Genomic DNA, 23,622 nt, shown 5'->3' on the forward strand with positions numbered 1-23,622 from the left:
TATCTGAATGGATGGTTTTTATTTGATATGATAATTGTTGTTTTGGTATCAATGTGAAATGTGTATAGTTCTTTTTGCTTTTAATCTGAAAGAAGTTCTTTTTGAAATGATCAAATAAATAACAAAAAAGCCTTCCAGTTTTCCTGAAAGGCTTTTATATAGAAAATAAAGTGATTAATGTTTCTCTTAGATCTGTAATACCAGAATAAACCTGCATCCTTTTTTGTAGTCTTTATCGATCGACAGGTTTCCATTCAGTTTATTGGCGATCAGAGCACAGATTGGCAATCCGAGTCCGTCGCCATCTGCCAGGTCTTTGACTTCGTTGAATGGCTTGAACAGGTTCTCTTTTTGTTCATCAGGAATTCCTGTACCGTTATCTGTTACGATAAGATGGCAAAGATGAGCTCCTTTTCTCTTGAATTCCAGCCATATTTTGCCGGATGTCGTGTATGAAGCAGCATTATTCAACAAATGTAGTAAGACACGTTCCAGCTGTTCCGGATTTGATTTTACTTCCAATTGAGGAGCATCTACGATCACTTCTACATCAGGGTGTATTTTATCCTTTACTTTATCCATCGCTTTTTTGCAGAAACTTCCCATGTTGAAGGATTGTGTCTCGTAAGTCTCCATTAAAGAACTTTCAAGAGAAGAAAGTTCCTGAATGTTCAGGCTGAATTGTTTCAAAGCATCTACACGTTTCTGGATAGAAGCTGCTTGTTGGGGAGCTGTATTACGTAATTCTCCAGCCGACATATCAAGCATATTGAGTGTAGGCTCCATTTGTTCGGAAATACTTTGAATAAATTTGGTTTGCTGTTCACTATGCTCGTTGGTTGTCTGGATAATGTTTTTCAGCTTTTTGTTGAGTACAATGAAACGTAACAACAGGAAGGCAAGTAAAGCCAAAGCCGCGATAAGAATAACCACCAATGTGCAGAGACCTACTATCATGTATTGTTTGCCCGATAGTTTGTCATCTTTTTCCTGTATGGTTTTCTGGCTTTCATCATATTTCAGTTGCAATGCACCCAGTTCATCCTGTGCATTGAGTGCCTTTACTGAATCGGTCCAGACGATATACTTTTCATAGGTACGTTCCATTAACGGAGCATTATTTGCCGTACGGGCAATGGAGATCAGATGTCTGTAACATTCACTCACTTTGTCGTATTCTTTTTTGTCTTTGAACTGGTTGATCAGTTTGTTAAAACTGGCGTCTCCCTGATCGTTTTGTCCGAAGGTATAATAATAGCTTGCCTGGGTATATAATAAATCTTCGGCGAGCTTGTCGCTACCGGCTTGACTGACCAGGTTATCCAGAGTATTCAACTGAAGTTGGGCCTGCGCTGCATTTTTGAGCTTGATGTACATTTGTAGCCGTTCTTTTGTCAGTTGGAAACGCTGGTCGTAGAATGTTTTCTGTGCTTTTTGTTCTTCGGTCAACAGAAACTGGGTCATTTGCCGGCAAAGCTCAAACGCTTCCTGATAGTAGTTTTCGCGGTAATAAAGATATGTCGCTTTTGTTCCACAATCAATGGCTTGCGTATAGTCTCCTTCGTTCGAGAAGGCTTTGTAAGCTTGGATATAAAGATAACGGGCTTTGGTAAAGTCCTTTTGTTCCAGGCTGTTCTGTGCCTGTTTCATTAAATCGTTTGCTTTGTTCTCCGCAAAAAGCGAAGTACAAAAACAAATTGCGAGGGTGATAATAAAATACGTGATTCTCATAAACTTTATTTTTATTAGAAGCAAATATATGTATTTATTCAAAATCAAAGCATGAAGTTTTACCGAAAAATTTAATTAATGTATCTTTTATTTGTTGGAATTATGCTTTTATTTCTATTTCGTATATCCGTGATTCGTCTTCCCAGGGATGGTATCCTTGTCCTATATATTTGAATCCCAGCTTTTCATAGAAGCCTATATGCTCAGTGCTGAGGTATAATTTGTTAAAACCAGCTTTAACCGTATCTTCTTTGGCTTTCTCCAATAAAAGACTGCTGTAAAAATTTCCTCGTTGGGTTTCGTCTATATACACTGCGCAAACCCACGGATACAAGTCCATCCGGCTGATAAAATCGTTCGTGATCAGTCCAGCACAGCCAATGATCTGATCATCTTTCTCCAACAAATACCACTGTGGAAAAGAACTCGGAGAATCTATACAATGATTGATGCTATCCTCATACATGACAGGATACACAGAAGGCCATTTACTTTGCAGATAGTTGATCGCTATGTCTTTGTAGGCCGGATTTTCTTTTACAGATATAATTTTCATGATGTTGTATTTAATGGGGTGAATGAATGCTTTTCCTGTATACTATATATTCTATTAAAGTGATTATCCGCAAGAATCTTAAATTTTATTCTTACGGAAATACAAAGATACTCTATAGAATTTAATTTTTCGTATATTTGACAAAACCAATAAATAATCAGATCATGGACATAAAGGTATTTCTCAATAATTATCGTGAAGCATTTGGTGAAAAAGTGGATCTTCCAATCGTCTTTTGGTATTCAGAGCAACCGGTAAACTCTGTTGATAAAATCGGAGGATGTTTATTCAAATGTATGAAGGATGTCAGGGATGGGCAAACGGTTACTTTGAGTGTGGAAAATATCGGTTGTGGCGGCGGGAAATTCTATACCGGCTTTACAGAGATGCCCGAACGGATTCCCGGATTTGTGTCTTTAAAAGAAAAATACAAACAAACCCCTGAAGGCGTTTCTGAGTTTTTGGAGGAATTGCAAGTTCCGAGAGCAAAGATGGATTATCTGAACTTTACCCGAATGGATAAAGTAGAGAATTTCGATAATCTCGAAGGAATTCTGTTTCTGGCAACACCCGATATGCTTTCCGGCCTAGCTACCTGGGCGTTTTTCGATAATAATTCACAGGATGCCGTTACTTCTTTATTTGGCTCCGGTTGTTGCTCTGTAGTCACACAAGCCGTTATTGAGAATGCGAGAGGGGGAAAGCGCACTTTTATCGGATTCTTCGATCCTTCCGTACGTCCTTATTTTGAACCGGATATTTTAAGTTTTATGATACCTATGTCACGTTTCAGGGAAATGTACGATACAATGCGGAGTAGCTGTTTGTTCGATACGCATGCCTGGGGAAAGGTAAAAGCCAGGATGGAATAAAGAAATTCTGATATTGTATAAACCTCTATGCATTGTATTTAAAATGATTTAGTAATTTTGTTGGTGGTTAATTGAAACAGCTAACAAATAATACAATGCCAGATTATAAACATATACTTTCCTGTTGGCACAAACTGGAACATTTTTCTCCGGCTCTTCTTCCGAAAGATAATAGTGTAAAACGTTTGGGGGAGGAGCTTCCATGGATGCGTCCATTGGAAGCAAAAGATCCGAGAAAGACGATTCAATACACTATTTATCTGGGTGTCTTTTCTCTGACATCTGTTTCCGATTTTGTGAAAAAAATCTTTAAGGATGAAAGCGTCAACCCAAATTCGGTTAATGCCAAGGTTTGTTATGCTTCTTTTAAACTGGATTGTCAGGGTATATACATACAAAATACATTTGGCCTTTCTACGATGCCCTGGGCATTGAAACAGTTGGAAGAAGATAAGGTGGAAACCGATACTTGGTCGGAGGATTTTAATCAGTTAAAATCTAATCTGTTTGAGCAATTAACCGAGAACCGGAAAGAACTGGCTGAAGACTTTCTGAGTTATTTGTCAAATACCCAGACACTCGAAAATCTACAAGATATTCAATCATTAATCATACGGAAACTGAAGTGGAGTACTTCTCCTGAAACGGAAATATACATCCGGACAGAAGAAGTTTTCAAGAAAAATAATCCTTCGGATCCGGATGAATCGAATGCTGATATATTGAACAGTTTCTATATTGACGATTTGGAGCGGATAATTGCTTCTTATGAAAAAGAAGTTTATAATACAGCATTTAAGAATTATTTGAGTGCCTGTTTGAATGAAGATTTCGCTCATTCGGACCTATCCCTGCATCCTGAGATTCTGAAAGAAAGTCTGATTCCGGAAAATTACCCGGATGGTTGTTGGCCGTCTCCTTATGGGGCAAGTTTGATGCAACAGTTTGCTGTAAATACTGTCAATAAAGAGTTGGCCGGCGAGAAACAAGAGGGACTATTTTCTGTAAACGGACCTCCCGGAACAGGAAAGACAACCTTGCTAAGGGATATTATTGCTGCAATTCTGGTGAAGCGTGCTAAAAAGATGGTTGGTTTTACTGATCCGGCAAAGGCTTTCCGTAAAATAGGTGAGGTACAGGTCAGTGATAAATATACTCCGTTTATTTATGCACCGGATCCTTCCATCAGTGATGGAGGTATTGTTGTTGCTTCTTCGAATAATGGAGCGGTAGAAAATATCTCAAAAGAACTACCCTTAAAAGGAGAAGTAAAAGGTTATTCTGATCAGGTTGGATATTTCCGGCAGGTTAGTGAGGAATGTCTGGATGAACAATATTGGGGAATAATCGCTGCTGTATTAGGAAATAAAGAAAATCAACGAAAACTGATCGGTAGCATCTGGAATGGGAATTCGGAGAAGGAAACCTATACGCTAAAGCAACAGTTAGCCGATTATAAACCCACAGAAGAAGAATGGTTAAATGTTGTATCGTCTTTTAAAAAGAAGCTCCATGAAGTCGGGGAAGAGAAATCCCGTCTGACCGGTTTTATGAAAGATGAGGAAAACAGAGAGAAGATTCGGATTCAGTGTGAAGATGCAGAGAACCGTTTGACTTTTGATAAGGAAGAATTGAATAAACGGGAAAATGCATCTGCTCTGTTGTCTGCTGAAATAGAAGAGGGTATGCGAAGAAGGGATGAAATAAAGAGTGAAATGCAACTGTTGCAGTCTACTCGTCCCGGATTTTTTACATATTGGTTCAGCAAGGAAGTACGAACTCAATATAAAAAGGCTGTGGCTTCTGTTTTGTCGGAATACAATAGGCAGACAGAGACTATTGCAGAGCAGAAAGCCCGGTTACGGGCGCTTTATTCAGAAATAGAGAAGCTGAAAAAGAGACAGGAGAAGAGTAAAAAGGATTATGATAAAGTAAATGCATTATATACTCAGCTGGTAGATTCTACAGAAAAAGCTCGTCAGGAGTTAAAAGGAGCCTATGCTGATGCTGCGTTTTGGAAACAAATCGAATCGAAGGAAACACAAGAAACCTCTCCCTGGTATTCTCAGAAACTGAAGCAGTTGCAATCCGAATTGTTCATCGAAGCGATGAAGGTGAACGAACTGTTTATACTCCGGGCAAATGCAACATCGAGTCGGATAAAAACGACATTGGATGGTTTCTTCAATTACCTGAAAACGGGTGGCGACCTTACCGAAAAGGAGATACAGGCGATGTGGAATACGTTTTGGTTGGTTGTTCCTGTCGTCTCTTCTACTTTTGCATCTATCCAGCGTATGTTCAGTACGTTGGGTGCGGCTTCTATTCCGTGGTTATTTGTAGATGAGGCTGGACAGGCCGTTCCACAGGCGGCAGCCGGGGCTATTTGGCGTTCGAAACGGGCCGTTATTGTAGGTGACCCTTTCCAGATAGAGCCTGTCGTAACGATACCGGAGCAGATCATCAATAATTTTAGCCGTTATTTTGGACTGGATAAGACGCAGATACATACTTCACTTTCCGTTCAGTCGATGGCTGACCGTGCGAATCCGTATGGCTGGATTACTAATGATACCTGGACCGGTTCACCTTTACGGGTTCACCGCCGTTGTATCGATCCGATGTTTTCCATTGCTAATGAGATCGCATATAATAATATGATGTATAATTCGACTCAGGGAGGTTCGTCTGATTTGATGATGCAGAATGGATTTGTACAGGTTGAGGGTCAGGTGCGTGGTCGTCATTATGTGCCGGAACAAGGAACTGTCATCAAACTGATGATTATGGATGAGATCCGTCAATTACAGGATTTACCGGATTTGTTTGTCATCTCTCCATTTTCGGAAATACCATCTGTCCTGAAAAAAGAATTGCGTCAACCGATAAAGCAAGCACTTGCCCCCTTTAAACCGATCGGAGATGATGAGCTAAAGAAATGGCTGGATGCTCATATCGGAACGGTCCATACTTTCCAGGGAAAACAGGCTGCAGGTGTCATTTTATGTTTGGGACTTGATGAAAAGACAAAAGGCGCTGCTGCCTGGGCTTCATCCAAACCCAATTTGCTGAATGTGGCTTTGACACGTGCTAAATTACGGTTCGTAGCCGTAGGTGATGGAAAGGTTTGGTTGGGACAACCTTATTTTTGCAAATTGAAAGGATTGAGTGTTTGATTATGATAATATAGATTTTAAACTGTTTTTATTAGGGAGTGGGTTCTTTATTGGCAACCCCAAAAGGAATGTGAACAGCAGGGATTTTATCTATATGATCTAGGTGAACCATTTGATCATCAAAGAATATATGAGGTTTCATTATATTCAAAATTCTAGCCTTATCTATTCCTCCAAGAAAGAAAGCTTCATCAACATCTACATCCCAATAGTTTAGAGTATTAATCATTCTCTCATGTGCAGGTGCATTTCTGGCAGTCACAATGGCTGTTTTCAAAATTCGTTGATATTGGGGATCTTGGTTTGCCTTTCTTTGTTCTAATTTCTGGTAAACCGAGATTTTTTTTAATAATTCTATGACAGGACCATTTTTTAGAGGTTCAGCAGCGTGGTCTACTTCGTATTTGTGATATGTCTGAAGACTGTTTGTTGTCTTGTATACTTTTTCGGCTTCATCATCAGCTAAAACTCCGTCAAAGTCAAATGCAAGCCTTAATTCTTTATCTTCTTCATCATCCATAACTGCGGTTTTGTTTAGAACTCTTCCTGCTGCAGTTCCACTATCCAATGCTTTTTTGACATCAGCTTCATTGGCTGAAAGAAAAAGTGAAGCATTGAATGCTGGAAGATATTGGAAATGAGATGAACCTGAAGAAAAACCAGCTCTTGTTATATTTAACTGATAATGCTTTATAGAGTTAAATGCTCTCATCCCTGTTTCGGGGCTATTACGGGACATGAGAATCACTTCAATGGGTTGCTCATCTGGAAATGATTCATTTAATCGAAGTAAACGACTTATAAATGGAAAAGCAACTCCTTTTTCAAAAGGCTTATCTATATATTTTTTCTGATATTCTTTATATGGTTGTACACCTTGAGCTTTGAAGATGCTGTCAGATTCAGTTAGATCAAAGAGGGCGCTTGATGCAACTGCTATTACAAGTTTTTTTTCTATAGGGTATGCCATCTTTCTTTTCTTATTTGTTTTATTCTTCTATTTCAAAAGAATAATCATATTTTATTATAGATTGATTTCTAACATTTTCAATCCAGGCTTTCGTTTTGTGATTTTCATCCGAGATCATTTGGGGAGTATAGTTTTTATATTTTTCATATATGTGATTCAAAGTACTTAATTCACTTTCAGAAAATATATTTTCATCAACAAATTCTTTTGTTGTTAATAACTCTCCAATATTTCCATTTGCAAATTCGACAGCCTCTCTTTCTATTCCTCCAATATTGTCATAGATTGTTTGATATTTATTGGGTACACATCCATAAGGATATGCTACATACTCCAAACCACTCAAACCTTTTGCATATTCTTTATAATGATAAAAATCAGCATAAAACAATAACTTATTAAGTTTGGTAGGACAAAGGGAACCGCTTTTATTCAGAAAAAAGGTAATTATATTTTTTAGTTTAACTATATCTTGTTTTACATATCCATTTTTGATAGATCTTTGTAATTTGTTGAATATTAGTAGTCTTTCAAATTTGTTGCAGGGTGTTTGTGGTATTCTATCTAATTTACAGATTATATTTTTATATTCTTTTTCTGTGAATTGGTGTATAGAATTCTCCACTAGAGCTCTAAAAACTTTAGGATCTTGTATACTGAATAATGTTTTACCATTACTTTCATTAGGAAGTAATCCTTTTTCGTATAAACTATATTGATTCTCTCCAAAACCTAGAATTTTGGACATCTTAGCGCAAGATAGACCATATTTCTCTCTCATGCTAAAAATCTCATCAGGATAGGGAATACCATATTTCTCTCTATATTGATTATGTAGTTGAGTTATCCATAATTCATCTTGTTCGGTTGTGGTGAACTCTTCACCGGTTGTATCACATTTGTAATAACAGGACGTTACAATATATTTTGAACCTCTGAACTCAACTTCTTTCGTTTCATACACTAAAGTTGCGTTACCTTCAGCAAACGGACTTTCAATAACCTTTTTCATGATTAATTATTTTTGTATGGATATGCCATCTTTTGCTCTGCTTTGTGAAATGATATACAAATCGTTGATTTGTTAGCTTTACCGAGAGAAATTTTAATATATATTTCTTCTCCGTTGAGATCTTTTCCAAATACCCACATTTCACCGTATCCATATAACAGGTTATCGGTTATTGTGTGGGAGTAATCCTCGACAACTAGATTTTTTATAACTTCCAGTCTCATATTACTGGTGATTCCTAACTCCATTAGTGCATTTCGGTTTTTCTCTCGATCGACAAATACTATATTGAATATAGTAAGTTTAGTTTGAAACTGACTTAAAAATTGTCTGACCTCATCTTCTGTTGCCATATAGATTAACTTAGTAACAGACAAAGATCGAATTATTTTTTGAAATAGACAATAAAATTCAACTATAAAGTGGGTAAATATCTATATTTAACACATCGTAATAAATGTGTGAGTTCGTATTTGTCTTATTTTTGATTTCTATTTTAAATGTTTCCGAATATACTTATTCACCGGCTTTTCAAAATAGCGGTACGACAGTAGGCTGCAACAGATGGTAATCAAGAGTAATATTGGGATTACTATTTGCCATGGATAATTCCATCCGGTACTTTTGTATAATTCTATAATAAACAGGTGGATAAGGTACATGGCGTAGCTTATGTCGCCACCGATTACGAGATATTTATTACTCAGAAAACGGGAAATTATTCCTTTGTTTATTGCAAAGACATAAAGAAGCAAAGAGACAGGCAACCAATAATATACCGAATACCGATATACTTTAGGTAGTACACCGGCTGAACCGCAATAATAAAACGCAATGAATAATGCTACCGCCCCGATTTCAAACCATGTCGCCCGGTTTACACTCCAATTACCGGTACTTTTGTTATAAAGCTTGAATAGCAACATTCCCACCAGGAAATCCGGTAGTCGAGTCAGTGGATTCACATACCAGTAAGCCCGTATCTGCTCTTCAGGAGTGAAATACATACCACAGGCAACTATTAAACCTGTTGCAATCAATATCCAAAATAACTTACGGGTATCGTTTAGCCATAAAGCTAAAAATGGAAATAAGAAATAAAACAATTGTTCGCATCCCAAACTCCAGGAGGGGGAGTTGAATGCAAAGAAGTAGTCTGTTTGCGGAATGAACGGGTGAACCAAAAATAATTGTGACACAAGTTTTAATACCGTGTCCCAGTTCATAGCCAATAGAGCCCCTCCGACCAGAGGATACAACATAAGAGTGGCGATATGCAATGGATAAACTCGTGCGAAGCGGGCTATCCAAAACTCACGACGAGATATATTTCTGGATTCAAATTTTCGTTGATAATTATATGCGATGATAAAACCACTTAATACAAAGAAAAAACTTACCCCGACAAACCCTTCTTTATATAAAAAATGGGAGAAATGAGGATCGATCACATAACAATGTGCGGCAAATACCATCAATGCAAATATAAACCTTAACGAGGTAAGAGGTTTTATCATGTCTGAATTTTTATTTCTTATTATGGCTGCAAAGATAATTTAAAGTAGTCTCACGTCCTAACGATTCGTCTAATCATTACAGATTGTCATTTTGATAATTATCCCTTAATTTTCTTGCTTTGTATGGAGAAGGGTAGGTGAGAAATGCTCTTGGGAGGCCTTAGCAGAGGTTGAGGTTTATCATAAAGATTTTTGTAGGAGATAGAAAAGAAATTTAATAAGACAATAAAACAATCATCGTGATGATTTCAGGGCTAGTGACAGGGAAAAAGCAAAATTTGCTGCAATCTGTCAACTGAAAATGAACTGTTCAGAAAGAGCTTCTAGCTTTCAGAAAGACACGTAAACCTGGTTTTAGAGTATAATCCCGAAGATAATTTCCTTATATTTTGTAGTGTTAAATTTTCATCACAATGATTGTTCCGGTTCATTGTGATGAGTGCGTGAAGTCATTGTGATGACTCCGTCCGGACATTGCGATGATAGGGAAGAATCATTACAATGATTTCCGAAAGGAGAAGTTATGAAGAGTGGAAAACAGGCTGATAAGGCGGGTTTTTCTTCCGGAACGGGTATGTGACTGAAAACCGCTGTTAGCCTGAATAGTAAAAATCGAACATTCTGAAAGCAATGAATGTTTATCTTTATCTTTTTGATTAATCCGAATAAAATGGAGGAAGAGTATGAAAAAAAGAGATTTTTATAGACAGATGCTGTTGCAGGAAGAGGATAAACGTTCCTGCGGCGATGAAAGTACGGCTGATCTGTATCGGGTAGTGCGTAATCATTTTTGATCTGTTTTTAGATTTGCAGCAAGATCGGTACGCTTGGCGGGTATCTTGGCAAAGATGAGATTGCCTATGAAGGGGTATTTAGATAACTCATCAATAAATCTATTTATTTGAATTGGCTTGGTGTTGTATGAAAATGTTTGCTGAAGAACTTGTTGAAGGCACTTTGGCTCTCGAATCCTAACAAAAAAGCTATTTCAACTAATGGTATTCTTTCCCGAAGGTATTTCCGAGCTAATTCTATACGCAAATTATCAAGAATTTGTTGGTACGAAGTTCCCTCTGATTTCAGTTTTCGCTGGAAATTTCGTTCACTCATATTGAATCTTTCTGCGATTGGTTTAAGGTTAAGGTCAGACGTTAAAAGGCTATGTGTAAGATATCTGCGGACACTACTCGACAGCAAGTCCTTGTTTTGCATATGTTTCATTTCTGCCATCATTTCTTCAAAGATCGGCAATAACTCTTTGTTTGCAGTTCGAATAGGAAGATTCAAGATCGTTTTTTTGAATGCCATACCCATCCGTTCTTTTTCATAGAATACAGGGCAATCCAGATACTCCTCTATCAGCTTGTCATTGTTGTCTTCGCTATAAATTGTATATGCAAATTTAGGTCGTAAGAATCTACCGGAATAACCGTAAGCATATTGAAGTCCAATACCAAACTGGGCTTCGTTCCATTGTCGTGCGGCGACGGGGTACTTTTCTGTAAAACTTTCGGAGGAAATGATCTGATAATGAAAATATTCACCATCAGTAAATGTCTTGTGACGTGTTATTGAATCAACGTCTTCGATATTCTCTAATTTATCGAAAAAATCGGCGACCGTTTTGCAATCATGGTATAAATTGAAGTAGGTGGTAGTCACCATAAACGGGATCATAAAACCTGCTTCAAAACCAACATGTTGATTCCCGGATAATCTTACAATTTCTTCCATATAACGACCGAAGATTCCCATCTCTATTTGGTTGATTGGATTGTCGAGTACACTTCGATTTGTTTCGAACTCATTTAAAATCCGATTCAGATCAATATTTAACTCTCTAAATTGCGTTAAGAAAACATTGAGTAATCCTACTGAGACATTCTTCATGTGAAATCATTTTTGTCGTAAAAGGACAAAAATATGGCTTTATTTTCAATAATCATACTATCGGCCTTCCATATCTTTGCATTATGATTAGCACTCAATTCATCACAACAAAATTTAAATAATAAGTTATGCTGAAACTTGGAGGATATATTAATATTTTAATAGCAATCGGGCATGTAGTCAGCCTTTTGTGGGCTGAGCAAGTATTTGAATTGACAGGTGTTGCTGATGAGATGGCATATCTAATGCAAATACATTCAACGCTGCCATATTTACTGACTATTTTAGTTGTGGTCGCTTTTCTTATTTTTGGATTATATGGTTTGTCGGCTGACGACAAATTCAGGAAGTTACCATTTTTGAAACCGGCTATTTTTATAATTGCGGGAATCTATTTACTTCGAGGTATCGCTGGATTTATTCCCATAATTGCAAGTCAATCAAAATATCCTACTTTAGATACTTGTTATTCATTGATAGCTGTTTTCGTTGGACTATTATATCTGATCGGCGGAATTAAAAAATGGAGAACAAAATAGTTTTATTTGCTTTGTGTTTCCGAAAGAACTTCTGACAACAAAACTTGGAAAGTGTTTCCTGATAGGTAGTGCAGGGTTTTGGTTTGTCAGGGTAGTTCAGCAATTTGTATTTTGGAAACAGGGAGAAGTTTCTACAATTATTTGGACTTTATTTTTCTTATTGGGGGCAGTCCTGTTCCTTGTTCCGGCAATGAGAAAACATGTCTAACTAAAAACCGAATAAAATATTAAATATATTCGGAAATAGTTTTAATTTTGTAGCCAACAAAAACGTTAGGCTATGAAAAATAAAGGAGAAATCATTCTTTACCATCCCGAAAATACCCTCGAAATAGAAGTTCGTTTAGAAGACGAGACTGTTTGGCTTAATCGCCATCAAATGGCAGAGTTATTCAAACGTGATATCAAAACAATAGGTAAACATATCAATAATGCTTTAAAAGAAGAATTAAAGAATTTATCAGTTGTCGCAAATTTTGCGACAACTGCAAGAGATGGCAAAACTTATAATATGGAGTACTATAATTTGGATGTCATTCATTTTTACCGTTTGTTCCATGCCGGATTCTTTTCCAGAATCTTTTGATATATGGGACAATCCGGTGTATGGGCTCCTTCAAGATAGCCGGTACTTAGCAGAAATTCGTTGACGATCTCACCTCCGGTGAATTTGAATGTCTTTTTGAATAATTTGGTCCATTCATCTTTGGTTTTAGGGTGATGATGGTCCAGCCAGTTTTTGAATGAGCCGTATTCGTTTTGCAGTTGTACAATGACCTGGGCATTGTGGATGGCAGCTTTGATTTTTAATTTATTCCGGATGATGCCGGAATCGGATAAAAGTCTGGCTTCATCTGTTTCCGTGTAGTTTGCAACCTTTTCAATATGGAAATTATCGTAAGCAGAACGAAAGCTCGGTTCTTTCTTTAATATCGTCGACCAACTTAGGCCCGCCTGGTTGATCTCCAGGAGAAGTCTGCCGAATAACTCGTTATCGTCTTCGATAGGGAAACCGTAACTTGTATCATGATAGGCTTTATTAAGCTCGATGGCTGAATCCTTAGATGTTTTTACATATTCGCAATAGGACATAAATTCTGTTTTGTTTGTTATGGGAGATAAAGATAATTGTTTTTCTTGTAACTTTGTAGTTTTAATAAAAATGAACCGTTGATGCCCGAAAATCAGATATTGATCATTGCGTTAAGTAACCATCCTGTTTTGGGACCTTTGCTTATTCCTTATTTTGCCAGAACTGTATCGCCGGAAGTGATCAGCGTGGAAGAGCAAGCCACGCATGCCGGAAATGAAGCGGGGTTGTCTGATATGGAGAAACGGGCAATCGCGATTGCACAGAGTTACTCGGAAAAGAAACTGATGCAGGTGTATTCCCGGCAACAGACAGTTACCGGCTTTCTGAATTCGGTGACGCCGGAGATGCTGAAGAAACAACTCCGACCGTTCATCGATAAGAAGATAAGGGAGATGGTCCGGTTGATACAGGCAAACCATTTGTCTGTATATATAAAGGAAGCAGGAAGTAAGTTGCTTTATGAACATGACCGGGTGCGCTTTTCCGGGGAGGAGGCCGAGATCTCTTTTCGTTTTGAGATAACAGATCATTCTTTTCGGTATACAGCCTTATGTCACATGAATGGAGTGGAAGTGTCTTTATTGAAAAAGAGGCGGTTTCTGTTGTTGTCATCAAAGCCTGCTATATTCCTGCTGGATGACCAGTTGTTAGCATTCAAACGTATAGAAGCGGCGAAAGTTACACCTTTCCTTTCACGGAAATACGTGGAAGTTTCGTTGGCTGAGACTGAAAAATATCTGGAACTGGTGGCACTTCCTTTGATCAGCGATTATCCGGCCAGTTCTTCCGGGTTTGATATGATCCATGAACCCCGCACTTGTGTCCCGGAATTATCTGTGGAGCGTTCTATCAATGATGAACCGGCACTTCAACTGCGTTTCAGGTATGGAGAACGTTCTTTTTCGCCGGGAAAAAGAAACCAGTTCGCTTATCCCCGGTTGGAACATGTCGAAGGGAAACCGGTCATTTATTATTTTACACGTGATTTGCAATTGGAACAAACGTACATCTGCTTACTTGAACAATGGCATTTCAAGCAGATAACCGATGTACAGTTCGTTCGGACCACAGAAGCGGGTGGTTATACATTTATCGATTGGCTGCAACAACATAAAAGTGAGTTGGAGGCTTGTTTCTCTTTTGTGCAGACCGATACCTCTCTGCGGTTCTATCTGGGAGATATTTCGCTGACACAGGAAATTTCCCCTTCTCCCGATTGGTTCGATATTCGTATCACGGTTCGTATGGGTGATTTTCAATTCCCTTTTATCCGCTTCAGAAAACATATTCTGGAGGGGAAGCGTGAGTTTGTTTTACCGGACGGGCAAGTCGCCTTATTGCCAGAAGATTGGTTTGAGAAATATAGCGATCTGTTTGCTTTCGGCGATGACCGGCCCGGGGAGATCAGAGTCCGTAAGATGCATTTGGGAATTGTCTCTGCCTTGGAGCAGGATGAATCCGTATCGAAGGAGTATGTGCAGAAAGAATCGGTTGCTATTCCACCAAAGATAAAGACGACGTTACGTCCGTATCAGCAGGAAGGTTTTTCCTGGTTGGTCCATCTGGCGGCGAATGGTTTCGGTGGTTGTCTGGCGGATGATATGGGATTGGGGAAGACATTGCAGGCTATTACCTTGCTGCAACAGATATATGATCCGGAGGAACCTAAAGAGGTTACGATTTCTCCATCCGCTTCGGAGAATGTTACAGTCGATCAAAGCGGGCAACTTTCCTTTTTCGGAACAGATTCGCCGGATGACAAACCCTATGAGGAAGTGAAGGACAGACAGGAAGAATCAGCGACTATTCCCGCTTCCCTGATTGTTGTACCTACTTCTTTATTGCCTAACTGGAAACGGGAAATCCGCAAGTTCAGTACGTTGAGTGTCTATACTTATACCGGAGATCAGAAAAGGAAAGATCCCTGTAAAAACTTCAACCGGTATAATATCGTGCTGGTCACTTATGGACTGTTGCGGCGTGATATCGAGCTGCTGGAGAAGTATCGTTATACTTATGTGATACTGGATGAAAGCCAGAACATAAAGAATCCGGCTTCCATGACCTATCATTCGGTGGTCCGTCTGCAATGTGAACACCGGCTGGTACTGACCGGAACACCTATCGAAAACTCACTGAAAGATCTATGGGCACAATTCAATTTTATCAATCCCGGTTTATTGGGATCGGCAGACGGTTTCCGGAAACATTTCATCCATCCGATTACCAGGGAGGGGAATGAGAATGCCCGTAAACGTTTACAACAAATTATCCGTCCTTTCTTTTTGCGACGGACCAAACAACAGGTGGCACCGGAACTTCCGCCATTGACGGAAGAGGTCGTATATTGCGAAATGACACCGGAGCAACGCGAAGTGTATCAGAAAGAAAAGAATGCGTTGCGGAACACGATCTTGCAGGAACGTTACAAGAATTCTTTTGTCGCTTTGAATGGTATCACCCGTTTACGTCAGCTGGCTAATCATCCGCAAATGGTTTTACCGGAATATACGGGTGGTTCGGGAAAGATGGAACAGGTGCTGGATGCTTTTGAAACACTGGTGAGCGAAGGGCATAAAGTATTGATCTTTTCTTCTTTTGTCACACACCTGAAATTGTTGGCGGATGCTTTTACGCAACATGGATGGCAGTATGCGATGCTGACCGGCAGTACATTGGACCGGGAGAGCGAAATTGCCCGTTTCTCAACCCGCCAGGATGTGTCCGCCTTTTTCATCTCGCTGAAAGCGGGTGGGGTAGGACTGAACCTGACGGATGCCGATTATGTATTTATTATCGATCCCTGGTGGAATCCGGCGGCTGAGATGCAGGCGGAAAGCCGTGCCCATCGCATCGGGCAGGATAAACAGGTCTTTGCCTACCGTTTCATCACTGCCGATACGATCGAGGAAAAGATCCGCAACCTCCAGGAATCCAAGAATGAGCTGGCTGAAACATTTATTACGGAAAACGACCCGTTCAAGTCGCTGACGGATAAGGATTGGGAAGAGCTATTATAAATAAGTGTTATTAATTATATCGTATATCCCCGTTCTCCTTACAAATTTTATGTCGGGAGTGGTTTTCGGCTATGTAATTGTAACTTTGTCGAAACAATACGGAAATATATAATATTTTAACTAAATGCCGGATAAAATGATTATTTCTATTAATGTGTCAATTATTTTGCATTAATATGAACATTGTGTTTGATAAAGTGCGTATCTTTGTGATCGAAATAAACAAGATAGAACCAGATGGAACAACTTAAACATGAGTGTGGAGTCGCCATGGTCCGGTTACTGAAACCTTTAGAATATTATCATCAAAAGTATGGTACCTGGATGTATGGGCTGAATAAACTCTATTTACTGATGGAGAAGCAGCATAACAGGGGACAGGAAGGAGCCGGTTTAGCCTGCGTGAAGTTAGAAGCAACCCCCGGTGAAGAATACATGTTTCGGGAAAGAGCATTGGGAACAGGAGCTATAACCGAGATATTCGCCGCCGTTCATGAACATTACAAAGATTTACCGCCCGGTAAATTGAATGATCCGCTTTTCGCAAAATCAAATCTTCCTTTCGCCGGAGAGCTTTATATGGGTCACCTCCGTTACAGTACGACCGGTAAGTCCGGTATTTCCTACGTCCATCCTTTTTTACGCCGCAACAACTGGAGAGCCAAGAACCTCGCTCTTTGCGGAAATTTCAATCTCACAAACGTAAACGACATCTTTAAAGAAATTACAGCGATCGGCCAGCATCCGCGTAAGTTTGCCGATACGTATATCATGCTTGAACAGACGGGACACCGTCTGGACCGGGAGATCGAACGTTTGTACCAGAAGTATGAAGACGAAGGACTGAAAGGGATGGATATAACTCATGCGATCGAGGCACATGTCGATCTGTCGAACGTGTTGAAACGTTGTGTTCCGACCTGGGACGGCGGATTTGTGATCTGCGGTCTGACCGGTAGCGGCGAATCGTTCAGCGTGCGTGACCCCTGGGGAATCCGTCCGGCGTTCTATTATGCGGATGATGAGATCGTGGTACTGGCTTCCGAGCGTCCGGTCATCCAGACGGCGATGAACGTGCAGGCCGAAGATATAAAGGAATTGCAACGCGGCGAAGCGATGTTTATCAGTAAAGACGGCCGTTTCCGCACTTCGCAGATCGTGGAGCCGAAGGTGAATAAAGCCTGCTCTTTCGAGCGTATCTATTTCTCCCGCGGTAGCGATGTGGATATTTACCGCGAACGTAAGAAGTTGGGAGAGAATCTGGTTCACCCGATACTGAAAGCTGTCGATTACGACCTCAAACATACTGTCTTTTCTTTCATTCCCAATACGGCGGAAGTCGCCTATTTCGGTATGCAGGAAGGACTGAATAACTATCTGAACAAACTGAAAAAAGAATGGATCGCCGACCGCAGCCATCTTTTGCAGGAAGAAGAACTGGATCAGATACTTTCCATGCGCGTTCGTGCTGAAAAAGTAGCGATAAAAGATATAAAATTGCGTACCTTTATCGCCGAAGGTAACAGCCGTAACGACCTGGCAGCCCATGTGTATGATGTTACTTACGGAAGTATCGAACCATTCGTTGATAATCTGGTTGTAATAGATGATAGCATTGTTCGCGGAACGACCCTGAAACAAAGTATCATCGGTATCCTGGACCGTCTGCATCCGCGGAAGATCGTGATCGTATCTTCATCTCCGCAGGTGCGTTATCCGGATTATTACGGGATCGATATGTCGCGGATGAACGAGTTTATCGCTTTCAGGGCAGCGGTGGCTTTGCTGAAAGAGCGGGGAATGGAGTCGGTGATAACGGATGCTTATTGGAAAGCCAAGAAACAACAGGCACAGGAGGACGGTACGATTGTGAATTTTGTAAAGGAAATTTACGCACTGTTCACCGATGAGGAGATTTCGGGCAAGATGGTCGATTTGCTTACTCCGGCGGGTACACGTGCCAAGGTAGAGATCGTTTACCAGACATTGGACGGCTTGCATGCTTCCTGTCCGAATCATCCGGGAGACTGGTATTTCTCCGGTGATTATCCGACACCGGGCGGTGCACGGATGGTGAACAAGGCTTTTATCAATTATATGGAAGAAGAATATTTAATCAGATAACTGTCAACTCAAACATAAGTTTATGCAAACAGAAAAAACAGCAACATTGATCTTAGACGACGGGACTGTTTTTCGCGGTCTTTCTTTCGGCAGCGAGAAGGAGGTTACCGGCGAAGTAGTGTTCAACACGGCCATGACGGGATATCCGGAGAGTTTGACCGACCCCTCTTATGCCGGTCAGCTGATGGTTCTGACTTATCCGCTGGTGGGTAACTACGGTGTACCTCCCCGTACATTCGGTCCGGACGGGATCGCCACGTTTATGGAAAGTGAAAAGATCCATGCGGAGGCGATTATTGTAAGTGATTACAGTCATGAATACAGTCATTGGAATGCTGTCGGAAGCCTGGGAAGCTGGTTGAAAGAAGAGGGTGTTCCCGGAATTTACGGAATCGATACACGTGCGCTGACCAAGAAACTGCGTGAGCACGGTGTCATGATGGGAAAGATCGTGATCGGTGATGCAAAGACCGACCTTACGGATTTCGGACAATACGGAAATGTGAATTATGTAGACAAAGTGTCTTGTAAAGAAGTCATTACTTATGGGGAAGGTGAAGGAAAGAAACGGGTTGTCCTGGTGGATTGCGGCGTGAAACATAACATCATCCGCAGCCTGCTGAAACGGAATGTGACTGTGATCCGGATCCCCTGGAACTATGATTTCAATACACTGGAATATGACGGCCTGTTCATTAGTAACGGTCCCGGCGACCCCGATACCTGCGACGCAGCCGTTCAGAATATCCGCAAAGCGCTGGCAGGCGACAAACCTATTTGTGGTATCTGTATGGGAAACCAGTTGCTGGCAAAAGCGGGAGGTGCTTCTATCTATAAACTGAAATACGGACACCGCAGCCACAACCAGCCGGTTCGGATGGTTGGAACGGAGAAATGTTTCATCACCTCGCAGAATCATGGATACGCGGTGGATAACACGACGCTGGGTGCCGATTGGGAACCGCTTTTTATCAATATGAATGACGGTACGAATGAAGGTATCAAGCATAAAACGAAACCTTTCTTTTCGTCGCAGTTCCATCCCGAGGCTTGTAGCGGGCCGACGGATACAGAGTTTATGTTCGATAAATTTGTCGAGTTACTATAAAGAGGAATGCAGGTGATGCATCTTTGCGCGATCAGGCAACACACCTTTGCGTGAACAAGCAAAGCATCTTCGCTAACGGCAGCGACACCTCCTAAGTGGGGGCAGCGACAGTGTCTCTCCGGAGGCAGTGAGGCAAGCTCACCAACGTTGGTTAGTCGGTGCGCCTAAAAAGTGTTAACAAGGAAAATAAGGTCAATATGAAAGAAGATATAAAGAAAGTCCTGATATTAGGTTCCGGCGCTCTCAAGATCGGTGAGGCGGGCGAGTTCGATTATTCAGGCAGCCAGGCGTTGAAAGCCATCAAGGAAGAGGGTATCCGGACGGTGCTTATCAATCCGAACATTGCAACGGTACAGACTTCGGAAGGGGTTGCGGACACGGTTTATTTCCTGCCCGTTACTCCTTTCTTTGTAGAAAAGGTTATCGAAAAGGAACGTCCCGAGGGTATCCTGCTGGCATTCGGCGGACAGACGGCGCTGAACTGCGGGGTGGCTCTCTATCAGAGCGGCGTGCTTGAAAAATATAACGTGCGTGTGCTGGGTACTCCGGTACAGGCCATCATGGATACGGAAGACCGCGAACTGTTCGTTCGCAAGCTCGACGAGATCGATGTGAAGACGATCAAGAGCGAAGCGGTAGAGAACATCGTAGACGCACGCCGTGCTGCTCGTGAACTGGGATACCCGGTGATCGTGCGTGCCGCTTATGCACTGGGTGGTTTGGGTTCGGGCTTCTGCGATAATGAAGAAGAACTGGATGTACTGGTTGAAAAAGCCTTTTCTTTCTCTCCGCAGGTCTTGGTTGAGAAGAGCCTGAAAGGCTGGAAAGAGGTGGAATACGAAGTAGTGCGCGACCGTTTCGACAACTGTATCACGGTTTGTAACATGGAGAACTTCGACCCGCTGGGAATCCACACCGGCGAATCGATCGTGATCGCTCCTTCACAGACACTGAACAATACGGATTATCACAAACTGCGCGAACTGGCTATCCGCATCATTCGCCATATCGGAATTGTGGGAGAATGTAACGTGCAGTATGCCTACGACCCTGAAAGCGAGGATTACCGAGTGATCGAGGTGAATGCCCGTCTGAGCCGTTCATCGGCATTGGCATCGAAGGCTACAGGTTATCCGCTGGCTTTTGTCGCTGCTAAATTAGGTTTAGGCTACGGCTTGTTCGACCTGAAGAACTCGGTAACGAAAACGACCAGTGCCTTCTTTGAACCGGCACTCGATTATGTGGTCTGCAAGATACCGCGTTGGGACCTGGGTAAATTCCATGGCGTTGCCCGCGAACTGGGTTCCAGCATGAAGTCGGTAGGAGAGGTGATGGCTATCGGCCGCACATTTGAAGAGGCTATTCAGAAAGGTCTGCGTATGATCGGTCAGGGTATGCACGGCTTTGTGGAAAACAAAGAGCTGCTCATCCCGGATATCGACAAGGCGCTGAATGAGCCGACCGACCATCGTATCTTCGTAATAAGCAAGGCTTTCCGTGCCGGTTATACGATCGACCAGATCCATGACCTGACAAAGATCGACAAATGGTTCCTTCAGAAACTATATAATATTATCCAGACCGCAGGAGCTTTGGAAAGTTTTAGCCGGATAGTCGATATCCCCGACAATCTGTTCCGTCTGGCGAAGAAGCAAGGTTTCTCTGATTTCCAAATTGCCCGTGCTATCTTCAAAGATCAGATGGAAGACGGTGAAAAGGCGATCCTTCAGGTTCGTCAGGACCGTAAATACCGCGGCATCCTTCCGGTGGTGAAACAGATCGATACACTGGCTGCCGAATATCCGGCACAGACCAACTATCTGTACCTGACTTACAGCGGTACGGAAAGCGATGTGCATTATCTGGGAGATAAACGCTCCATCGTGGTGCTGGGTTCGGGGGCTTACCGTATCGGTAGTTCGGTAGAGTTCGACTGGTGCGGTGTGCAGGCGCTCAACACGATCCGCAAGGAGGGCTGGCGCTCCGTTATGATTAACTACAATCCTGAAACGGTTTCGACCGACTACGATATGTGCGACCGTCTTTACTTCGACGAGCTGACATTCGAACGTGTAATGGATATTCTCGAACTGGAGAATCCGCACGGTGTGATTGTCTCTACCGGAGGCCAGATACCGAATAACCTGGCGATGCGTCTGGACGAACAGCATGTCAATATCCTTGGAACATCGGCCAAGAGTATCGATAATGCGGAAGACCGTGAGAAGTTCTCAGCCATGCTCGACCGTATCGGGGTGGATCAGCCTCGCTGGAAAGAGTTGAGCAGTATGGAAGATATCAATCAGTTTGTGGAGGAAGTAGGTTTCCCGGTATTGGTTCGTCCGAGTTACGTACTGAGTGGTGCGGCCATGAATGTCTGCTCCAACCAGGAGGAGCTGGAACGCTTCCTGCAACTGGCGGCTAACGTCAGCAAGAAGCATCCGGTGGTAGTAAGCCAGTTCATCGAACATGCCAAGGAGGTGGAGATGGATGCCGTAGCCGATCATGGGGAGATCGTGATGTATGCGATCAGCGAGCATATCGAGTTTGCAGGCGTACACTCCGGTGATGCAACGATCCAGTTCCCGGCGCAGAAGTTGTATGTGGAAACGGTTCGCCGTATCAAACGTATCAGCAAGCAGATTGCGAAGGAATTGAATATCTCCGGCCCGTTCAATATCCAGTATCTGGCTAAAGGCAACGAGATCAAGGTGATCGAATGTAACCTCCGTGCTTCGCGCAGCTTCCCGTTCGTGAGCAAGGTCCTGAAGATAAACTTTATCGAGCTGGCTACCCGTATCATGTTGGGTTTGCCTGTCGAAAAGCCGAATAAGAATGAGTTCGACCTCGATTATGTAGGTATCAAGGCTTCCCAGTTCTCTTTCAACCGCTTACAGAAAGCTGACCCTGTACTGGGTGTGGATATGGCTTCGACCGGTGAGGTGGGGTGTATCGGCGATGATGTCTCCGAAGCGATCCTGAAGAGTATGCTTTCCGTCGGTCTGCGTATCCCGGAAAAGAATATTCTGCTTTCGACCGGTACGCCGAAACAGAAGGTGGCGATGCTGGATGCTGCCAAGATGTTGGCGACAAAGGGTTACAATCTCTTTGCGACAGGCGGAACACATCGTTTCCTGAAAGAGAACGGCATCCCGAGCACCCGTGTTTACTGGCCGAGCGAGGAAGGTAAACAGCCGCAGGCACTCACCATGCTCCACGAAAAAAAGATCGACATGGTAGTAAATATCCCGCGTGACCTTTCCGCCGGTGAGTTGGATAACGGCTATAAGATCCGTCGTGCCGCTATCGACCTGAATACGACACTTATCACAAATGCCCGTCTGGCAAGTGCCTTTATCGAAGCGTTCTGTACGCTGACGGTAGATGATATACAGATTAAGAGCTGGCAGGAATATAGGTAAGAACGAAATGAAAAGGAGGATGTTACAGCATCCTCCTTTTGTTTTATCTTTCAATCCAATTAATAACAGTAAGTTTCGATATTCGATCAAAATGCTTTTCATTATCAGTGACCATAACTAGATTGTTAGCGTGTTCCTAATACCCGGCTGTTACGTATTTCGTTGATTAACTCTTCGGCACTTTTATCATCTTCCCATGCTCCATAAAATTTATCAGGCAAATCTTTATATTCTTCTTTTGCTTTATCTTCCAGGATAGAGTTAGAAAGTCTGGCTATTAGTTTTAGCTTTATGTCTGTACTGAGGTTTTTCAATAATCCCCAATAGGTTTCTATTATGCTGGTCTTTTCCGGGTTGGCATAAGATGCTATAGGTTCGGAAACCTTGTCGGATGGCTTGTTCTCATTTTTGTAAGGCTTTGTTGTCATAAAGATTATAGATTAAGTTGTTTATACTATGCGACAAATGTAAGTATAATATTTTACACCGCATGAGATATCAAAACAGAATTACAGCAAATGGTTTATGTAACTTTATGGAAGCTGAATCATCCTTTCGGATGGTGTGGAAACCGATGATATGGGTTTGCATA

17 protein-coding genes are annotated in these 23,622 nt (G+C 41.7%); 8 read left to right on the forward strand and 9 right to left on the reverse strand.

Translation table 11 applies throughout. The annotated features are described in order from the left end of the window. Positions 1-186 precede the first annotated feature (186 nt). The gene (locus P3L47_RS13765) at positions 187-1,731 is read right to left on the reverse strand and encodes a sensor histidine kinase (protein ID WP_122354152.1); all 1,545 of its coding nucleotides are present in this window, start codon (positions 1,729-1,731) and stop codon (positions 187-189) included. 100 nt (positions 1,732-1,831) lie between these two features. Further along, positions 1,832-2,287, reverse strand: coding sequence for a GNAT family N-acetyltransferase (locus tag P3L47_RS13770; RefSeq protein ID WP_122374581.1), 456 nt, complete (start codon positions 2,285-2,287; stop codon positions 1,832-1,834). A 164-nt stretch (positions 2,288-2,451) separates the two neighbouring features. On the opposite strand from P3L47_RS13770, the gene P3L47_RS13775 reads away from it, so the two are divergent. Continuing rightward, positions 2,452-3,159 (forward strand): DUF169 domain-containing protein, encoded by a 708-nt coding sequence (locus P3L47_RS13775; RefSeq protein ID WP_277781154.1) that lies wholly within the window; start codon positions 2,452-2,454, stop codon positions 3,157-3,159. Between the two features lie 95 nt (positions 3,160-3,254). Next, entirely contained in the window at positions 3,255-6,335 is a 3,081-nt protein-coding gene (locus P3L47_RS13780; RefSeq protein WP_277781155.1) for a DEAD/DEAH box helicase, read from the forward strand. A 31-nt stretch (positions 6,336-6,366) separates the two neighbouring features. Here the strand turns inward: P3L47_RS13780 and P3L47_RS13785 are convergent, their stop codons facing one another. From P3L47_RS13785 to P3L47_RS13805, 5 genes are all read right to left on the reverse strand, one after another. Continuing rightward, entirely contained in the window at positions 6,367-7,305 is a 939-nt protein-coding gene (locus tag P3L47_RS13785; RefSeq protein WP_277781156.1) for a 5'-nucleotidase, read from the reverse strand. 19 nt (positions 7,306-7,324) lie between these two features. Beyond that, positions 7,325-8,317: a type II toxin-antitoxin system antitoxin SocA domain-containing protein gene (locus P3L47_RS13790; RefSeq protein WP_277781157.1), complete on the reverse strand. Its 993-nt coding sequence runs from the start codon at positions 8,315-8,317 to the stop codon at positions 7,325-7,327. Positions 8,318-8,319: 2 nt separating this feature from the next. Next, a complete protein-coding gene (locus P3L47_RS13795; RefSeq protein WP_258916288.1) occupies positions 8,320-8,670 on the reverse strand; it encodes a type II toxin-antitoxin system MqsR family toxin in 351 nt (116 codons plus the stop codon). 138 nt (positions 8,671-8,808) lie between these two features. Next, the gene (locus P3L47_RS13800) at positions 8,809-9,834 is read right to left on the reverse strand and encodes an acyltransferase family protein (RefSeq protein WP_277781158.1); all 1,026 of its coding nucleotides are present in this window, start codon (positions 9,832-9,834) and stop codon (positions 8,809-8,811) included. 897 nt (positions 9,835-10,731) lie between these two features. Then, positions 10,732-11,724, reverse strand: a complete 993-nt coding sequence (locus P3L47_RS13805; protein ID WP_277781159.1) for a helix-turn-helix transcriptional regulator — start codon at positions 11,722-11,724, stop codon at positions 10,732-10,734. A 128-nt stretch (positions 11,725-11,852) separates the two neighbouring features. Here P3L47_RS13805 and P3L47_RS13810 point away from each other — a divergent pair, with 128 nt between their 5' ends. Together P3L47_RS13810 and P3L47_RS13815 are read left to right on the forward strand one after the other, a co-directional pair. Continuing rightward, on the forward strand, positions 11,853-12,263 hold the full coding sequence (locus tag P3L47_RS13810) for a hypothetical protein (RefSeq protein ID WP_277781160.1): 411 nt from the start codon (positions 11,853-11,855) through the stop codon (positions 12,261-12,263). 280 nt (positions 12,264-12,543) lie between these two features. Next, positions 12,544-12,849 (forward strand): virulence RhuM family protein, encoded by a 306-nt coding sequence (locus P3L47_RS13815; RefSeq protein ID WP_277781161.1) that lies wholly within the window; start codon positions 12,544-12,546, stop codon positions 12,847-12,849. Here the strand turns inward: P3L47_RS13815 and P3L47_RS13820 are convergent. After that, the gene (locus tag P3L47_RS13820; protein ID WP_277781162.1) at positions 12,807-13,355 is read right to left on the reverse strand and encodes a DNA-3-methyladenine glycosylase I; all 549 of its coding nucleotides are present in this window, start codon (positions 13,353-13,355) and stop codon (positions 12,807-12,809) included. The two genes, P3L47_RS13815 and P3L47_RS13820, sit on opposite strands and share 43 nt — an antisense overlap. Positions 13,356-13,436: 81 nt before the next feature. Here P3L47_RS13820 and P3L47_RS13825 point away from each other — a divergent pair, with 81 nt between their 5' ends. From P3L47_RS13825 to carB, 4 genes are all read left to right on the forward strand, one after another. Beyond that, on the forward strand, positions 13,437-16,376 hold the full coding sequence (locus P3L47_RS13825; RefSeq protein ID WP_277781163.1) for a DEAD/DEAH box helicase: 2,940 nt from the start codon (positions 13,437-13,439) through the stop codon (positions 16,374-16,376). Positions 16,377-16,613: 237 nt separating this feature from the next. Further along, complete coding sequence (locus P3L47_RS13830; protein WP_277781164.1) at positions 16,614-18,500, forward strand: amidophosphoribosyltransferase; 1,887 nt, start codon at positions 16,614-16,616, stop codon at positions 18,498-18,500. Positions 18,501-18,522: 22 nt separating this feature from the next. Then, positions 18,523-19,608 carry a glutamine-hydrolyzing carbamoyl-phosphate synthase small subunit gene (gene carA, locus P3L47_RS13835; protein WP_277781165.1) on the forward strand — a complete coding sequence of 362 codons (1,086 nt, stop codon included), beginning with the start codon at positions 18,523-18,525 and terminating at the stop codon, positions 19,606-19,608. 197 nt (positions 19,609-19,805) lie between these two features. Then, positions 19,806-23,030, forward strand: a complete 3,225-nt coding sequence (carB, locus tag P3L47_RS13840; RefSeq protein WP_277781166.1) for a carbamoyl-phosphate synthase (glutamine-hydrolyzing) large subunit — start codon at positions 19,806-19,808, stop codon at positions 23,028-23,030. 125 nt (positions 23,031-23,155) lie between these two features. Here the strand turns inward: carB and P3L47_RS13845 are convergent, their stop codons facing one another. Then, positions 23,156-23,458: a hypothetical protein gene (locus tag P3L47_RS13845; RefSeq protein ID WP_277781167.1), complete on the reverse strand. Its 303-nt coding sequence runs from the start codon at positions 23,456-23,458 to the stop codon at positions 23,156-23,158. Positions 23,459-23,622: the final 164 nt, after the last annotated feature.

This window comes from Parabacteroides chongii, assembly GCF_029581355.1.
Taxonomy (GTDB): Bacteria; Bacteroidota; Bacteroidia; order Bacteroidales; family Tannerellaceae; genus Parabacteroides; species Parabacteroides chongii.

What these genes read in the sequence shown, in the direction of transcription:
- P3L47_RS13765 (WP_122354152.1), bottom strand. Translation starts at nt 1,731, where the DNA reads ATGAGAATCACGTATTTTATTATCACCCTCGCAATTTGTTTTTGTACT.
- P3L47_RS13770 (WP_122374581.1), bottom strand. Translation starts at nt 2,287, where the DNA reads ATGAAAATTATATCTGTAAAAGAAAATCCGGCCTACAAAGACATAGCG.
- P3L47_RS13775 (WP_277781154.1), top strand. Translation starts at nt 2,452, where the DNA reads ATGGACATAAAGGTATTTCTCAATAATTATCGTGAAGCATTTGGTGAA.
- P3L47_RS13780 (WP_277781155.1), top strand. Translation starts at nt 3,255, where the DNA reads ATGCCAGATTATAAACATATACTTTCCTGTTGGCACAAACTGGAACAT.
- P3L47_RS13785 (WP_277781156.1), bottom strand. Translation starts at nt 7,305, where the DNA reads ATGGCATACCCTATAGAAAAAAAACTTGTAATAGCAGTTGCATCAAGC.
- P3L47_RS13790 (WP_277781157.1), bottom strand. Translation starts at nt 8,317, where the DNA reads ATGAAAAAGGTTATTGAAAGTCCGTTTGCTGAAGGTAACGCAACTTTA.
- P3L47_RS13795 (WP_258916288.1), bottom strand. Translation starts at nt 8,670, where the DNA reads ATGGCAACAGAAGATGAGGTCAGACAATTTTTAAGTCAGTTTCAAACT.
- P3L47_RS13800 (WP_277781158.1), bottom strand. Translation starts at nt 9,834, where the DNA reads ATGATAAAACCTCTTACCTCGTTAAGGTTTATATTTGCATTGATGGTA.
- P3L47_RS13805 (WP_277781159.1), bottom strand. Translation starts at nt 11,724, where the DNA reads ATGAAGAATGTCTCAGTAGGATTACTCAATGTTTTCTTAACGCAATTT.
- P3L47_RS13810 (WP_277781160.1), top strand. Translation starts at nt 11,853, where the DNA reads ATGCTGAAACTTGGAGGATATATTAATATTTTAATAGCAATCGGGCAT.
- P3L47_RS13815 (WP_277781161.1), top strand. Translation starts at nt 12,544, where the DNA reads ATGAAAAATAAAGGAGAAATCATTCTTTACCATCCCGAAAATACCCTC.
- P3L47_RS13820 (WP_277781162.1), bottom strand. Translation starts at nt 13,355, where the DNA reads ATGTCCTATTGCGAATATGTAAAAACATCTAAGGATTCAGCCATCGAG.
- P3L47_RS13825 (WP_277781163.1), top strand. Translation starts at nt 13,437, where the DNA reads ATGCCCGAAAATCAGATATTGATCATTGCGTTAAGTAACCATCCTGTT.
- P3L47_RS13830 (WP_277781164.1), top strand. Translation starts at nt 16,614, where the DNA reads ATGGAACAACTTAAACATGAGTGTGGAGTCGCCATGGTCCGGTTACTG.
- carA (WP_277781165.1), top strand. Translation starts at nt 18,523, where the DNA reads ATGCAAACAGAAAAAACAGCAACATTGATCTTAGACGACGGGACTGTT.
- carB (WP_277781166.1), top strand. Translation starts at nt 19,806, where the DNA reads ATGAAAGAAGATATAAAGAAAGTCCTGATATTAGGTTCCGGCGCTCTC.
- P3L47_RS13845 (WP_277781167.1), bottom strand. Translation starts at nt 23,458, where the DNA reads ATGACAACAAAGCCTTACAAAAATGAGAACAAGCCATCCGACAAGGTT.